The sequence below is a fragment of the Microbulbifer celer genome (assembly GCF_020991125.1).
In the GTDB taxonomy this organism is placed as follows: Bacteria; Pseudomonadota; Gammaproteobacteria; order Pseudomonadales; family Cellvibrionaceae; genus Microbulbifer; species Microbulbifer celer.
In genome coordinates, this window is the sequence record NZ_CP087715.1 from 4168475 (window position 1) to 4185323 (window position 16849).

A 16849-nucleotide genomic window follows, 5' to 3' on the forward strand; every position below is an offset into this window, starting at 1 on the left:
CGGGAGCCCCCGTTTGGTGTAACAAGCGGGCTCTCGCGAAATAACATTTAATAAACTTCCTCCGGGAGCAACAATGTACGCGATGATATTCTCCGTTTGGGGCAGCCTGCTCCGGACTATGCACCCCTGCGCGCTTTTTTCCGTGTGTGCGTGTATTGCGAGTACGACATTTTCTGTTTCCGCTCTCAGTCTCGAATACCATACGGATGAGTGGGCTCTTGCAGATCAAATTGTCGATGGTATTCAACTGCCGAATATTCCCGATCGTGAATTTCTTATTACCGATTACCATCAACAATCCGGTGGCGATGTACGCCCAGCAATTATGGCGGCAATCGATGCGGCTGTGGGAGCGGGTGGTGGTCGGGTAGTTATTCCCAAAGGGGAATGGCTGAGTAAAGGGCCGGTAGCACTACAAAGCCGCATAAACCTGCATCTTGAAAAAGGTGCAACACTGAAATTCTCCCCTGAGCCGGAACACTATCTGCCGGTAGTCAAAACACGCTGGGAAGGTACTGAGCTTTATACCTATTCTCCGCTGGTCTATGCAGCCAATGTGAAAGATGTGGCAATTACCGGTGAAGGCGTGATCGATGGCAACGCAGAAAGCCGATTTAAAAGCTGGCATCCCAAGCAGTCTGCCGATATGCAGAGGCTGCGTAAAATGGGGGCTAAAGGGATACCGGTGGAAAAGCGCGTGTTTGCAGAGGGAACCTATCTGCGTCCCCCCCTGGTTCAGTTCTTCCACGCCGAACGCGTCTTGCTGGAAGACTTTACTACACTCAATTCCCCATTCTGGATCAACCACCTTGTCTACACGGATCACGCAACCGTGCGCGGTATTCGTGTGGAAAGCCATTTTCCGAATAACGACGGTGTGGATATCGAATCCAGTAGTAACGTGCTGGTGGAACACAGCTGGTTTCGTACCGGCGATGACTCTGTAGTGGTGAAGTCTGGCCGTGATCTGGATGGTCGCACCATCGGGGTTCCCAGTGAGCGTATTGTGGTTCGCAACAACGATATGGGTGGTGAGGACGGTATCGCCCTCGGCAGTGAAATGTCAGGTGGTATCCGCGATGTCTTCTTTACCGACAATGTGCTGCGCAACGGTGATTCTGCTTTTCGATTCAAGGCAAACCTCGACCGTGGTGGCCTGGTGGAGAATGTGCGGTTGCGAAATCTCAAGGTTGAATCCTTCGATAACCTGTTCTGGTTTCAGCTGAATTACCCGGGAGAGCTGGGTGGATTCTTCCCATCCACATATCAGGACATTGTTTTTGAAAATATTGAGGTGCAGGAGGTGGGCACGTTTCTGGAAGTGCATGCGCCGGAGGCGGCACCGCTGAAAGATGTTTTATTCAAGGGTATTCAGGTGGGTAAGGTAGAGACACCGATGATCATCGAGAATGCCGTGAACCTGGAGTTCAAAGAGGTGCAACTTGGAAGTCAGCGAATTGATGGTGTATTGAGCTGGCGAAAATAGGGTATTAACCACCATAACGAGGAGAGAGAAAAATGGCGAACTATAAAATCAAGCCATTAGTTCTGGCGATGGCCTTCACCGCTCCGGTGATGGCACAGGAGCCGATAACCGAAACAGAAGCCCAGACCACTGGCGATGCCACGCTGGAAGAGCTTACGGTAACCGGTTTCCGTCAGTCCCTGGAGCGCGCATTGGACACCAAGCGTGACAGTGCCAACAATACCGATAGCATCATTGCCGAAGACATGGGGAAAATGCCGGATCTGAACCTGGCGGAATCCCTGCAGCGGGTACCGGGTGTGGCAATTTCCCGCGAAGGTGGTGAAGGTCGCAAAATTACCGTGCGCGGCCTCGGCCCGGGCTTTTCCCGCACCACCCTGAACGGTATGGAAGTGCCTTCCAGTACCGGTGGTCTCGATTCATCCGGCGGTGTCAACCGCGGTCGCGATTTTGACTTCAACGTGTTTGCATCTGAGCTGTTCAATCAGATTACCATCCACAAGTCTCCCATCGCTTCTGTGGAAGAAGGTGGTCTTGCTTCTACTGTAGAGCTTTCTACCGCGCGTCCGTTTGACAACCCCGGCCAGCAGGTCGCCTTCAGTGGTCAGATGATGGCGGACAGCTTTGCCGGAGAAGATAACCCGCGCCTGACCGGCCTGTACAGCAATACCTTTATGGATGACAGGCTGGGTGTACTGGTAAGTGCGGCCTATTCCGAGCGCACTGTGCGCCAGGAAGGTTTCGGTTCTGTACGTTGGACCAGCCCGGTAGCCAATGGCCAGAGTTGGGCCAACGGTGATTCCGATGTAACCATTAACGGAACACCAAATCCCGGCGCAAATAATCCCGGTGAAGATGTAGCTGCAGACAGTTCGCTGGATTACATGTGGACCCCGCGTCTGCCGCGTATGGATTCCTTCAACCGCGATCAGGAACGCCTCGGTCTCACTTCCTCCGTTCAGTTCCGTCCGACGGACTCGATGGAATTCTCACTGGATGTGCTGACTTCCAACCTGAAGGCCGACGTCACCTCGTACAACTACTTCGCACAGTTCCGCAACACCTACGATCAGATCTCTCCGTCGAGCGTAACCCTCGATCCCACGGGACGTTACATTGTGGCCGGTGAATTCGACAACGTCACGCCGCGTTCCGAAAGCCGCGGACAGTTCAGTGAAACCGACTTCACCCAGGTAGTACTTTCCGGTCAGTTCGATATCGCCGACAATATGGTGCTGGACCTGATGTACGGTAATGCCACCTCTGAGCACACCGAAGACCAGTTGCGTTTTAATCAGACCGCAGCGGAAGGGCATGGCTTCTCTTACTCTTTCGAGAAAGACAAGAATATTGCCGAAATGGATTACGGCTTTGATATTCTCGACGCTTCCAACTATGTGTGGAGTGGTCCTACCCTGCGTCGCGACATCGTCGAGCGTGAAAACGATACTCTCCGTGCAGACTTCACCATCGAAGGTGACAGCTCCAGTATTAAAACCGGTCTGATTTGGAACAGCCGTGCGGTCGCTTCTGAGCGCTGGGATGCCATCAACATTAACGAAGATCTCAACGGCGCTGTAGTCGATGCCAACCTCGCCACTTCGCTGGGCAGCGTTGTAGGCGATTACGCCGATGGTATTGATGCCCCGTCCGGCTACCCCAACACCTGGCTGGTAGCCGATTACGACGCTGCTGCTGCAGCTTGGGGAGTCGGAGACTGGGCGCTGAATGAAGATGATTCCAGTACCTACGATATCGAAGAGGAAACCCTCGGCGGTTACGTAGAAGCGAACGTCTACACCCAGCTGCTTGGCTTGCCGTTTACCGTCAACAGTGGCCTGCGTATTGTTGATACCAAGGTGACTTCCCGCGGAGTCTCCAGTGATGGCGAAGGCGGCTTTGCTCCCGTCGAGCGCGAAGGCAGCTATACCGAAATCCTGCCCTCCGCGAACTTCGTACTGGAACTGGAACAGGACCTGCTGCTGCGTCTCGGCATTGCGCGCAATATGTCCCGTCCAGGGCTCGGCAGCCTCGCCGGCACCGTCAGCGTTACTCCGATCAACGGCAACGTCAGTATCGGCAATCCGAATCTGGAACCGGTACGGGCCAACTCTGCAGATCTTGGTCTGGAATGGTACTTTGCGGAAGAATCTGTACTGGCGCTGACCCTGTTCCACAAACAGATTGAAAGCTTTACCACCGGAGAAACCCTGGAAAACCAGACTCTGCCTGCTGACATTCGCGCGATTGTGGCGGCGCGTCCGGAATATGACCCAAGCAGCCCGCTGTACGAACCGAATGCCATTCACCCAGACGACGATGGCTGGAATATCTCCACCTCTGTCAATGGTGAAGGCGCGGACCTGAACGGCTACGAGCTGTCCTACCAGCAGCCGCTGCGCTTCCTGCCGGGCTGGGCGAGTAATTTCGGTGTGCTGGCCAACTATACCCATGTACAGTCCCGGGCTGATTTCGGCAACGGTGTGCGGGGTTCCCTGGAAGGCCTGTCTGAGAATAGCTATAACGCGGGTGTTTACTACGAGACGGACCTGTTTGGTGGTCGTCTGATGCTGAACAGCCGTGACGATTACGTGACGGATCAGACCGGCTCCAACGGCAACGCTTCTCACGGCACCACTGGGCCGACCCGCCTGGATATGTCTGCGTTCTACAACGTGACCGACTACGCGACCATCACGCTGGAAGCGATCAACCTCACCAATGAGGCTGAGCGCTTGTATACCACTGGTCCGCTGGGTGACATGGATCTGGTGCGCGAATACAACAGCACCGGTCGCGAAGTGTTGGTAGGCCTGCGGGTTAACTTCTGATCCATAGCAGGTATCGAGTACCCGGGTCTTATAAGAATGGGCCCGGGTAGGCGATACAATTGGTTTTCATATCATCTTCTTTAGCCGGGCAATTGCCCGGCTTTTTTACGCTTTACTTTCACCGCACCGCAAACAAAAAAAATCCCGCGGCTTGCCGCGGGATTTTCCTAAGGAACGGAAATAAGCGAGAAGATAACTATCAATTAACAAACAAAAACAGATTCAGATCTCGGCAAAGTACTTGCGTGCACAGGCCAGGGTGCCCTCGGTTTCCAGCTTCTGCAGCCAGTCACTCAGTTTTTCCTGCAGGCGTGCACTCTCGCGCAGATCATCACCAAATACCGGTGTGAAGGCGAGGAACGCCGCTGCCAACTTGCGGGCGCCCTGAGACTTGTATTGATCACAGAGGGCTTTGAGCTCCGCGGCCAACGGGTCGGAAACCTCGATCTCGTTGCCCTGCTCATCCACGGCGGAAACATAGCGGATCCAGTTTGCCAGTGCGAAGCTCACCACGTCGATGGGCCCATCGTTTGCCAGCTGCTGGCGCAGGGTACCCAACCAGCGCTGGGGGATCTTCTGCGATCCATCCATGGCAATCTGCCAGGTGCGGTGGCGCAGGGCTCGGTTTTCGAAGCGTTCGATAAGCTGCGCCTGATAGGCCGCGATATCAAAGTCCGCCGGTACATCAATGGACGTGGTGGCCTCAGTCTGCATAAAGTGCAGCGCCAGCTTGTTGAACGCCGGCTCCGCCATCACGTCGGCCACCGTTTCACAGCCGGCTAGATAGCCGCTGTAAGCCAGCATGGAATGGGAGCCATTCAACAGGCGCAGCTTGATCAGCTCGTACACTTCTACATCGTCTACAAACATCGCCCCGGCCTTGTCCCACTCGGGGCGTCCGCGCAGGAAATTGTCTTCCACCACCCACTGGGAAAACGGCTCCGCCATCACCGCCGCCTCGTCGCGACAGCCGAGAATACTTTCCAGCTCGTTGCGGTCCTCATCGGTGGTCGCCGGCACAATCCGGTCAACCATGGTCGCGGGGGTGGTGGTATTGTCTGCGATCCAGGTTGCCAGCTCGCTGTCGACTTTCTCCGCGTATTGGGAAAGTACCCGGCCCAGCAGGTGGCCGTTGGATGGCAGGTTGTCGCAGGACAGTACAGTAAAGCCCGGCAGTCCGCGTTCCTTACGCAGCTGCAGTGCGCCGACAATAAAGCCCAGCGCAGACTTTGGCTGTTGCGGATTTTCCAGATCGTGGACCACATCAGGATGTTGCGGATTCAGATTGCCGCTCGCGGGATCGTGGCAGTAACCCTTCTCGGTAATGGTCAGGGAAACAATACGCACACTCTCCTGGGCCAGCAGCTCCAGTAACTGTTGCGGACTCTCCGGCGCCACATACACATCACTGACCGCACCCACGATCTGCACCTTGGTGCCCGCATTGGATTTCTCTACCACCGAGTAGAGACCATTCTGTGGCACCAGCTGATCGCGCACACCGGCGGAACGCAGGCTCGCGCCCACAATACCCCAGTCTTTTTCACCGGCGGTGATACGGTTTTCCGTGTACCAGGCCTGGTGTGCACGGTGGAAGGCACCGATACCCAGGTGCACGATGCCGGTAGTGACTTCACTGCGGTCATAGGCCGGCTTGATTACCTCCGGGGGGAGGTTTTCGAGAATACTGTTGTTGAGTCTTTCTTGGCTCATATTGTTCTACTCGGTTGAGTAAATTTTTGGCTTGCGAAGTACAGAACTTTGATACGAAGCCGGAGAGCCGGGTATCTGTTTTCAGAAGCGTCGCAAACAGGATGTTTGCGCCGCAGCGCCCAGGGATGGGTTCCCAGGGGGGCGCCCAGCTCGGTTCAGAAAACAGATACCTGGTGCTCCGGCGCCATTGAGTTCTATAAAGAACTTGTATGGGCAGGGCTCTGCGCCCTGCAGGCGGAGCTGGAGCCCCGCGGTCCCGGGGATCAGAGTTTGTAAGCTTTCTTTGCCAGATTGTAGGCCAGGTCTTCTGCCAGTTCGAAGGCCTCGTCTTCCTGCAGGCGGTGGTCGCTTACCAGCTGCGCCAGCCAGTTACAGTCCATACGACGCGCCACATCGTGACGGGCAGGGATGGACAGGAACGCGCGGGTGTCATCATTAAAGCCCACGGTATTGTAGAAACCGGCAGTCTCCGTCACCTGCTCGCGGAAGCGACGCATGCCTTCCGGACTATCGTGGAACCACCAGGCCGGGCCCAGCTTCAGCGCCGGGTAGTGACCCGCCAACGGCGCCAGCTCGCGACTGTAGCTGGTTTCATCCAGGGTAAACAGAATGATGGTCAGGTTTGGCTCATTACCCACCGCCTCCAGCAACGGCTGCAGCGCGTGTACATAATCCGTCTGCGATGGAATATCACAGCCCTTGTCGCGGCCAAAGCGTTCGAACACCACCTTATTGTGGTTGCGGAAAGAGCCCGGGTGAATCTGCATCACCAGACCGTCTTCAATACTCATGCGCGCCATCTCGGTCAACATGTGACCGCGGAACAGCTCGGCATCCTCCGCATTGCAGTTGCCGTCGCGGACCTTCAGGAACAGCGCTTCCGCGTCAGCCTGACTCAGGTTGGCAGTGGTCGCCGTCGGGTGACCGTGATCGGTAGAGGTTGCCCCCATCTTTTTGAAGAACTCGCGACGATTGCGCAGCGCCGCCAGGTAACCGGACCAGGTGGAAGTATCCTCACCGGTAATCTCTGCCAGCTGCGCCAGGTTATCCGTAAAGCCTTCGAAATCCGGGTCCAGCACCGGGTCTGGACGGAACGCGGTAATCACGCGGCCATTCCAGTTGCTGTCCAGAATTTTCTGGTGATGACGCAGATCGTCCAGCGGAGATTCGGTAGTGGCAATTACCTCAATATTGAAACGGTCAAACAGCGCGCGCGGACGGAATTCCGGTTGGCGCAGGTAGCTGTCGATACGCTCGTAGTAATCCTGTGCGGTGTCGCCGTTCAGCTGTACGTCGAGTTCGAATACATCGTGGAATACCGTATCCAACCAGGTGCGCGACGGAGTGCCGCGGAACAGATAATAGTGTTCGGCGAAAATCTGCCAGATCTTGCGTGGATCCTGCTCTACCGCGGTACCGTCCTGGGTGCGGATACCCAGACTCTCCAGGGAAACGCCTTGGGAATAAAGCATGCGGAACACATAGTGGTCCGGACGGATCAGTAGATTCGCCGGGTTGCCGAACGGCTCGTTATCGGCAAACCAGGACGGATCGGTATGTCCGTGCGGACTGATGATCGGCAGGTCTTTGACGCTCTCGTAAAGTTTACGCGCGATATCCCGGCTGACTTTATCGGCCGGAAACAGACGGTCAGGATGCAGGATCAGAGGGCGTGTCATGGGATTGCTTCCAGTTATCGGGAATTATTGATGTAGTGAACTGTGTATTGATTTCAGAGTTTATTCTGTTCTGTTTTCTTCCACCGTTACGGATTCCGTCGGTGTCGGGGCATAGGGGGGCGCGCAGAAGAAAAGCCCGGCTCCCGATGTCCGATCAATTACCAGCAGCAATGACCGGCCGGGAGCGGGCAGCGTGCGCCAATTCCAGATCGGGGAGTCCAAACCAGTCCCCCGACCCCATGCGCCAGGCGATGGAGAAAACCGTACACTGTCTGGCAAGACATCAGAGAGCGTGTTTGCTCTCCGGTGCGTTGCGCTGGTCAGCGCCAGTTGTTGCCATGGTGCCAAAAATTGGTTATACCAGTCAACCATTCTGGTAAGGCATTTACGACTGAGGTATTTTGTCGCCCGGACTTACCCTGAAAAGAGATGTAGATCGTTGTATCTCTCATAGGGCCGTTGTCTTTCATATAGTAATAATGACCATTAGATAATACAGTAAACAGAGTGGGAGAGTCGCGTGAAACTGGCAGCACTGGGAGAGGTAATGGTAGAGCTGGCGCCGCAGGCGTCGGTTGATAGCGGGCAGGGCGGCAAGGCGCTGTTGGCGCAGTCGTACGCCGGGGATACCTACAATACCGCCGTGTACATCGCCCGTGGCGGCGTCGATGTCAGCTACGTGACCCTGCTCGGGGATGACCCCTACAGTGAGGAAGTACTCACCCGCCTGGCGGGTGAGGGTATCGATACCAGTGCCATTGCGCGCCTGCCCGGACGTTGCCCGGGCCTGTATATGATCCAGAACACCCCCGACGGTGAGCGCTACTTCACCTACTGGCGCGGCGAGGCGCCAGCGCGGGAATTGTTTGCGGACGCGACTCGCCGCGAAGCGCTGGCGGCATACCTGCAGGAGATGGACTGCATTTATCTGTCCGGAATCACCCTGGCGATCATGACTCCGGAAGCCCGCGCGGAACTGCTGACCTTCCTCGAGGGCTATCGTGCCCGCGGTGGCCGTGTCGCCTTCGACAGCAATTACCGTCCCCGCTTGTGGGCGTCTGCCGATACGGCGCGCGCGGCGGTGGCAGAATTTCTGCAGCAGACGGATATGGCGCTGCTCACCTTCGAAGATGAGCAGGCGTTATGGGGTGACAAGCGTCCCGGTAGTTGCGTGAAGCGCAATACCGGGTTCGGTGTGTCTGAGCTGGTGATCAAGCGCGGCGCCGAGCCGGTATTGCTGCAGTTTGATGGCGAGCTGTCTGCCATTGATGTGCCGCGGGTATCCTCGGTGGTGGATACCACTGGTGCCGGCGATTCTTTTAATGCCGGTTATCTCGCCGCGCGCCTGCAGGGCACCAGTCCCGAGGCCTCCATTGCCGCGGGCAACCGTTGTGCCGCGCGGGTGATCGGGCACCGCGGTGCGATTATCCCCCGCGCTGAGTATTTGGCGGTGGAACCGGAGGTGGAGCCCGGCTGACGCTCGGTTGATAGTTGGTCGCTTGAAAAGTGAGCAATTGGCGGCGGAGTTGGCGTAGTATTTATCTTTTTAGAGGGCGGAGAGGGGAGAGCCGATACCGCTGGGTGGGCTGTTTCGGTTTGTCGATTGCACCTCCTGACCACTGCCGATACAATGGCCTGACCAGTTTGGTCTGCCGTCATGGTGTCGAGACAGCATGACTACGGCGCCAAGCCCGGTGTCCTGGATATGGTACCGAGACACTGCACCACACAATAACTGCACAAAAGCAGCACCTGTAACACATAACAACAGTCCGCAGGTAGAGATGATGATAACGAATAAACTATGGCGTCCGCTGGCCGCGGCGGCGCTGGCAACGGCCGCTTTCGCACTGGCCAGTTGTGGATTCAAAGACGATCAGGTGGCCCTCAAGCTGGCCCATACGCTCGACCAGCAGCACTCCGTACACCGTGCCATGGTGTTTATGGATGAACGCCTGCGGGAATTGTCAGGCGACTCCATGCGTATCGACATCTACTCTGGCGGTCAGCTGGGTAGTGAGCGCGAGCTGATCGAGTTGTTGCAGATTGGCAGCCTGGCCATGACCAAGGTTTCCGCCAGCCCCATGGAGGGCTTTGTGCCGGAGATGAAGGTCTTCAACCTCCCATATGTTTTCCGCGATTCCGAACATTTCTGGAATGTATTGCAGAGCGACATTGGCAAACAGCTGCTGCTCGCCTGTGAAGACGCACGCCTGCGCGGCCTGGGATACCTGGATGCCGGCAGCCGCAGCTTCTACATGAACGACATTGCGGTACAGAGCCCGACGGATCTCAGTGGCCAGAAAATCCGCGTCCAGAACAGCCAGACCGCGATCAAAATGGTCAACACCCTCGGCGGTGCCGCCACCCCCGTCAGCTGGGGGGAGCTCTACACCGCCCTGCAGCAAGGGGTGGTGAACGGAGCCGAAAACAATCCCCCCAGTTTTTACCTTTCCAAGCACTACGAAGTTTCCAAGTACTACACCCTGGACGAGCACACCTATGTGCCCGACCTGCTGCTGATCAGCACCGAGGTGTGGAACAAGCTGGAACCGCAACAGCAGGCATGGCTGAACCAGGCAGTAGCGGAAGCGGTGACCTATCAGCGCAAGCTGTGGCAGGAATCTACCGAAGAATCCCTGGCAGCGGTAAAAGCCGCCGGTGTTGAGGTGATCTACCCGGACAAGCAGCCATTTATCGATGCGGTGAAGCCCCTGCACGACAGCTACCAGGGGACCGAGTTGGGCGAGCTGCTGACGCAGATCAAAGCCATCAACTAACGATGTGGATCCGTGCAGGTGTTTGTAAACAGGCGCCTGCGAGAAACATAAGAACACGGAAAATTAAGCCCACTGAATAATCATAAAAAGTGGAAGGCAAAGATGATGCAAAAAATCGAGAAAGCACTGGCGGTGGTGCTCGGTTCACTGCTGGCACTGATGGTGCTGGATGTGACCTGGCAGATCCTCACCCGCTTCCTGCCCATGCAGCCGAGCTCCTATACCGAAGAACTCGCCCGCTACCTGCTGGTGTGGATTGGCCTGCTGGGGGGTGCCTATGCCTACCGTAAAAGATCCCACCTGGGTATCGATCTGTTGACCAACGCCCTGCACGGTAACGCGCGCCGAGTATTGCAGATATTTGTGGTACTGGTGTGCTTTGCCTTTGCCGCCCTGGCAATGGTTTACGGCGGCACCAAGCTGATGTTGCTTACCTTCGAGCTTGAACAGACCTCCGCGGCACTGAACGTGCCCATGGGGTATGTCTACAGCGTGCTGCCCCTTTCCGGTGTGCTGATCTGTCTGTTCTCTGTGGATCACCTGATCGAACTGGCGACCGCGAAGACCGAACAGCCTGCGGATTTCGACTCCGATGTTCACCCTTACACTGATGCTGACGCAGAAACGCAGACAGAAGGGAACGGACAGAAAGAAAAACAAAAACAGCCCGACGCTGTCGAAGCGTAAGCAAGGAGAGTCACCGTGGAAGTTGCAGTTATTGTATTGCTAGTCAGTTTTCTGATTCTTCTGGCCCTGAATGTTCCCATTTCCATCAGTATTGGTGCCGCCACTGTGCTCACCATGCTGTGCACCATCGATTTTGATCCGGCGATGATCACCATGGCCCAGCGAATGGCCAGTGGTATCGACAGTTTCGCCTTGCTCGCCATTCCGTTCTTTATTTTCTCCGGTATGTTGATGGGCAGTGGTGGTATCGCCCGGCGCATCATCAACTTTGCCCGGGTACTTGTCGGTATGCTCCCGGGCGGTCTTGCCTTCGTCAATATCATCAGCTGCACCCTGTTTGGTTCCATATCCGGCTCCGCGGTGGCGGCGACCTCGGCCATCGGCGGTTTCATGATTCCGTCCATGACCAAAGAGGGTTACGACAAAAACTTCAACACCGCAGTGACCGTGGCCTCATCCACTACCGGTCTGTTGATTCCGCCAAGCAATATTCTGATCGTGTTTTCCCTCGCCAGCGGTGGCGTGTCCATCGCGGCGCTTTTTATTGCCGGCTATCTGCCGGGCCTGCTACTCGCCCTCGGCCTGATGATGGTGTGTGGTGTGTGGGCAAAAGCGAAGGGTTACCCGGTCGGTGAAAAGCCGACCCTGAAAGAAGTCCTGGAAAAAACCGTCGACGCGGTACCCAGTCTGTTGCTGATCTTTATCGTGATCGGCGGCATCATCAGCGGTTTCTTTACTGCCACCGAGGCCAGTGCGATTGCCGTACTGTATTCGCTGCTGCTTTCCTGTGTGGTTTACAAAGAAGTGAAGATGGACCAGTTGCCGAATCTGTTGGTGAAGTCCGTCGAAACCACCGCAATCGTCATGTTCCTGATCGCGGCTTCTTCGGCGATGTCCTGGATCATGTCTTACCAGAATATTCCGCAGACCATCAGTCAGGCGCTGGTGACCATCAGCGAAAACCCATTGTTGATCCTGCTTACCATCAACCTGATCCTGCTCGCCGTGGGCGCCTTTATGGATATGACGCCGGCAGTGCTGATCTTTACCCCCATTTTCCTGCCGGTAGTGACAGAGCTGGGTATGTCACCCCTGCAGTTCGGTATCGTCATGATCCTGAACCTCTGTATCGGCCTGTGTACGCCGCCGGTGGGTAGCGTACTGTTTGTGGGGGCGAGTATCTCCAAAACCTCTATTACCGCATTGATTCGGCCCCTGTTACCCATGTACATCATGATGTTTGTGGTACTGGCGTTGGTGACCTTGATCCCGGGTATCAGTGAATTTCTGCCGCGGGCATTTGGATTGATCGAATAGTTTTCACGCGCATGTAAGCGTATTTTCCTCGCATCATCAGGATGGACTTGCCGGGCTTTTACGCCCGGCTTTTTTTTGCTCATTTGTCAGGCCGGTTTTTTGCGATTGAATATTTTTGTGTATTTTAAAAGCCGAGCAATTCGAGTCGTTTACTGTGAAATTGGCGTGGTGCCTCTACTCCAAGTCACATTTCAGTCGTTTATTTCATTTGATTTCATGTGATTACGGGCAGTGCTGCACACTTTTTAAATATTGGTAATACATTTTTTGGCACAGGCTTTACATGCAGGTTGAATCTGACTAACCTTTTCTTGCATTTTGGTATTGCCAATATGATCAAAATATAAGGCTGTAAAAAAATAGTGGCAAACCAATAATCGGGCGGACCCCGCTGTATCGCCGCCCACAGCGATGATGATTGGTCCGAATTTCCCCCTTCTGCAGTATCCGGGGGGCCATTGTTCGGGGTGTCAGTACACCCCGCCATGGCTCTGTGGCCGATCGTCTTAATTAACTTCTAATAATAAATACGGAAGGTCACATGCAATTCAAGCTGAAAAAGACGGCGGTGCTGAGTGCATTGCTGGGCGGCGTCATGTCTGCGGGCGTCTCCGCGGAAGATGGCTTCGCCACTTTGAACGGCGGCACAACCGGCGGTGCTGGTGGTAATGTGGTATATGCCACCACCGGTACCGAAATCCACGCCGCCCTGTGTAATCGCCCCTCCAGTGATACCCCCATTATTATTCACGTGGAAGGCACCATCAATCACGGTAATACCAGCAAGGTATCCGGTGATAGCTGTAATACCGCCGACGACAAAATCGAAATCAAGGAAGTCAGCAACGTTTCGATTATCGGTGTGGGCAGTGGTGCGCTGTTTGATGAGTTGGGTATTCACCTGCGCAGTGCATCCAATATCGTTCTGCAAAATCTGCACGTGCGCAACGTGAAGAAATCCGGCTCTCCGACTTCAAACGGCGGCGATGCCATCGGGATGGAAAGTGGTGTCTACAATGTGTGGGCAGATCACCTCACCCTGGAAGCTTCCGGTGGTGAAGACGACGGTTACGATGCGCTGTTCGATATGAAAGCGGATACCAAGTACGTCACGCTTTCTTACAGTGTGTTGCGCAACTCCGGTCGCGGCGGTCTCGTCGGTTCCAGTAGTGGCGACACCGGCAACGGCCCGGTTACATTTCACCACAACCTGTATGAGAATATCGACTCCCGCACCCCCTTGTTGCGCGGTGCTACTGCCCACGCCTACAACAACCATTATGTCGGTATTCAGAAGTCCGGCATGAACCCTCGTGTGGGTGGGCAGATCAAAGTCGAACACAACTATATTGAGGACTCCAAGGATCCGCTCGGCACTTTCTACACCAATGATATGGGCTACTGGGAAGTAAACGGCAACATCTGGTCCAACATTACCTGGACTGCGGATGACGATGATAATCATCCCGCCGGCCCCAATCCGGTATCCACTACTTCCATCAGTATTCCGTACAATTATTCTCTGAGCGATGCCGGTTGCGTACCGCAGATTGTTGCCGCCACCGCGGGTGCGAACAAGGGGATGCTGGTGGACGACGGTAACTGCGAAATCACCGGCGGCTCCTCTTCCAGTTCTTCCAGCTCCTCTTCCAGTTCTTCCAGCTCCTCTTCCGGCGGAACGTCTTCCGGTGGTACTTCCAGCAGTTCCTCCTCCAGTTCGTCCTCTTCAAGCTCCGGTGGTACCGGGTCTTCCGGTGGCGGCGAACCCGGTGAGCTGGGCCCGAACCTGGCGCTTTCCGGCGATGCTGACGGCTCCAGTAAAGGTGGCGGTTCCAGTTACGGAAATGCGGTAGATGGCGATCTCACCAGTTACTGGCAGCCGGGTTCCACCAGCGGCGAACGCATTTCCGCGAAAAATTTCGGTGGCAATTTCAACACGGTAATCATTCGCGAAATTGGCAACAACGTGCGGAACTGGCGTCTGGTAAACCACGATAACAATGCAGAACTCGCTTCCGGCAGTGGCATCGGTTCTGCGATGCAGGTGTATCTCGGCGATGTGAGCATGGACAAGATTGATCTGATGATCGACTCTGCCTCGAGCGCGCCGCAGATCGCTGAGTTCGAGGTCTACAATGCCACCGGTGATGTGGGCTCCTCTTCATCTTCCGGTGGTTCTTCCTCCAGTAGTGGTTCTGGCAGCTCTTCTTCCAGCAGTTCCAGCGGTGGCGGCGGTACTGTTTCCACATTGGTTCTGCAGGAAACGGCAGCGGGCTTCTGTGCCGTAGACGGTGCGATTGAAACCGAGCACAGTGGTTACACCGGCTTCGGTTACGCCAACACCGAAAATGACAACGGTATGGGCGTAGACTGGTCCGTAGTGGTTCCCACCGCGGGCACCTACACGCTGCAGTGGACGTTTGCCAACGGCTCTGGAGATCGCCCGGCTGCGGTGCTGATCAACGGCAGCGGCCAGGCTTCCATCGCCATGGACGACTCCGGTGCCTGGGGCAACTATGTGGATAGCGCCTCTGTTACCGTCAACCTGGACGCGGGCTATAACGAAATCCGTCTGCAGGCGACCGGCAGCTCCGGCCTCGCCAATATCGACAACATGGCTATCACCGGTATTGATCCGGTGGCCGGTGATTGTGCCGGTGGCAGCGATGGTGGCTCCTCTTCCGGGGGCTCTTCCAGTAGCTCCAGTAGTTCCAGCAGCTCGTCTTCCGGTGGTACCAGTAGTTCCAGCAGCAGCTCGTCTTCTGGCGGCACCAGCAGCTCCAGCAGTTCATCCTCCGGTGGTACTTCTTCGTCTTCTGGAGGAGCCTTCCCATCACCGGAAGTGAGCAATGCCTGCTACATTTTGGCGACCGATCCGAACGTTAACTGGCGCGACTCCGCCGAGCTGACTACCGATCAGGAAATTGTCGAGTGCCTCTCCAAAACCCTCGGCCGCGCCGTGGGCTATGGTGAAAATGCCATGGGTGGTTTTGATCCCAACGGCAACAGCCAGCTCACCGTGATCAGCAAAAACGATCCGCAGGGTCGCAGCGTCGAGCAACAGCTTCTGGATGCGGTCACCGGTGACGATCACAACTGGATTGTGTTCGACAAGTTCGACTTCGCCAGCGAAACCGAAATCTCCATGCACCGGAATCACTGCGCAGACAGCTCGGTACAGGCGGCGATTGGCGGTACCGAAGCGCAATGTATCGACTACCGTCAGTGGTGTTCCGATAACGGTGTTTCCAGCGGGAACTGTGCAGCAGAGTTCTACAATAATCGCCTGAATGACAAGGATCTACCGATCCGCAATACCAAGATCGGTTCCAATAAAACCCTCGATGGTCGTCTGAGTAACGGTTACTTCCGTTTCAATGGTTTTGCCATTGGCAGCGACAGCTCCGGCCAGCCGGTACAGACTGCTGAAAGTGTGATCCTGACGCACCTCGATTTCAGAGGCGCAGGCCATACCGAAGACCACGGCCTGGATCCGGACATGATCCGTAATACCGGTGCGTCGCACGATATCTGGATTCACAAAAACACCTTCGACACTACCGGTGACGCGGCGTTTGATGTGAAGGTGGGTGCCTACGACATCACCATCTCCTTCAACAAGCTGATCAATGTGAAGCGCGCCGCGCTGCATGGTTCCAGTGACAGCCGCGAAATCAACGAGCAGATCACCACCACCATGCATCACAACGCGTTTATTACCACCGACGATCACTACGAAAGCCTGGGTAACACCCTGCGCCGTATTCCGTTGATTCGTCGCGGTACCTCACACATGTTCAATAACTTCTTCATGAACTATCGCAAAGACATCCTGAGTGTTCGTGTCGGCGCGAGTGTGCTGTGGGAAGACAACATGTTCCTGATCAACTGGGATCACCAGGAGAAAGACGACGCGGTTCAGGGATTGTACGAACGCGGTGACCAGCTGGCCCGTGATGTAGACGGCGGAAATTTCCGTACCGAAGGTTCTCTGCTTTGGTACTCAGATGCTGCCTGTAACCTGGATCCGTCGATTGAGTACGAAATTACCGATGCCTCCGGCAGCGTGGGTGATCTATCGCAGAGTTACACCCAGTATTCTCGCGATGTCATCTCCACACAGAGCGTACCGGCCAGCCAGCCAATGGCGGATTACATCATCGCCACGGCAGGTAGGGACGGAGCAATTCCATTCAACTCTCCGCTGGGCTTTGATCAGAATTACGTGATCGGTCTCGGAGAGGTCGCCTGTCAGTAATGAAAACGTTGAACCTGTGACGTAAACAAAACCCCATCCGCCACCGGCGGATGGGGTTTTTTACTAAAAGGTCTGGCTGTGATCGCGCACTGCGTGCG

Annotated in this window: 9 protein-coding genes; 7 read left to right on the top strand and 2 right to left on the bottom strand. The window is 55.6% G+C overall.

Annotated elements, in window-relative coordinates; all coding sequences use genetic code 11:
• Positions 1-73 precede the first annotated feature (73 nt).
• Positions 74-1486, top strand: coding sequence for a glycoside hydrolase family 28 protein (locus tag LPW13_RS17450; protein ID WP_230437272.1), 1413 nt, complete (start codon positions 74-76; stop codon positions 1484-1486).
• Between the two features lie 32 nt (positions 1487-1518).
• The gene (locus tag LPW13_RS17455) at positions 1519-4317 is read left to right on the top strand and encodes a TonB-dependent receptor (RefSeq protein ID WP_230437273.1); all 2799 of its coding nucleotides are present in this window, start codon (positions 1519-1521) and stop codon (positions 4315-4317) included.
• Between the two features lie 222 nt (positions 4318-4539).
• On the opposite strand, the gene LPW13_RS17460 is transcribed toward LPW13_RS17455, so the two are convergent.
• The gene (locus LPW13_RS17460) at positions 4540-6030 is read right to left on the bottom strand and encodes a mannitol dehydrogenase family protein (protein WP_230437274.1); all 1491 of its coding nucleotides are present in this window, start codon (positions 6028-6030) and stop codon (positions 4540-4542) included.
• 263 nt (positions 6031-6293) lie between these two features.
• Positions 6294-7709: a glucuronate isomerase gene (gene uxaC / locus LPW13_RS17465; protein ID WP_230437275.1), complete on the bottom strand. Its 1416-nt coding sequence runs from the start codon at positions 7707-7709 to the stop codon at positions 6294-6296.
• Between the two features lie 520 nt (positions 7710-8229).
• On the opposite strand from uxaC, the gene LPW13_RS17470 reads away from it, so the two are divergent.
• From LPW13_RS17470 to LPW13_RS17490, 5 genes are all read left to right on the top strand, one after another.
• Positions 8230-9186 carry a sugar kinase gene (locus LPW13_RS17470; protein ID WP_230437276.1) on the top strand — a complete coding sequence of 319 codons (957 nt, stop codon included), beginning with the start codon at positions 8230-8232 and terminating at the stop codon, positions 9184-9186.
• Positions 9187-9496: 310 nt separating this feature from the next.
• On the top strand, positions 9497-10489 hold the full coding sequence (locus tag LPW13_RS17475) for a TRAP transporter substrate-binding protein (RefSeq protein WP_288131653.1): 993 nt from the start codon (positions 9497-9499) through the stop codon (positions 10487-10489).
• A gap of 105 nt (positions 10490-10594) precedes the next feature.
• The gene (locus LPW13_RS17480) at positions 10595-11176 is read left to right on the top strand and encodes a TRAP transporter small permease (RefSeq protein WP_377563950.1); all 582 of its coding nucleotides are present in this window, start codon (positions 10595-10597) and stop codon (positions 11174-11176) included.
• A 15-nt stretch (positions 11177-11191) separates the two neighbouring features.
• Positions 11192-12493 carry a TRAP transporter large permease gene (locus LPW13_RS17485; RefSeq protein WP_230437279.1) on the top strand — a complete coding sequence of 434 codons (1302 nt, stop codon included), beginning with the start codon at positions 11192-11194 and terminating at the stop codon, positions 12491-12493.
• 541 nt (positions 12494-13034) lie between these two features.
• Positions 13035-16751: a pectate lyase family protein gene (locus LPW13_RS17490; RefSeq protein WP_230437280.1), complete on the top strand. Its 3717-nt coding sequence runs from the start codon at positions 13035-13037 to the stop codon at positions 16749-16751.
• The last annotated feature ends 98 nt before the right edge of the window (positions 16752-16849 follow it).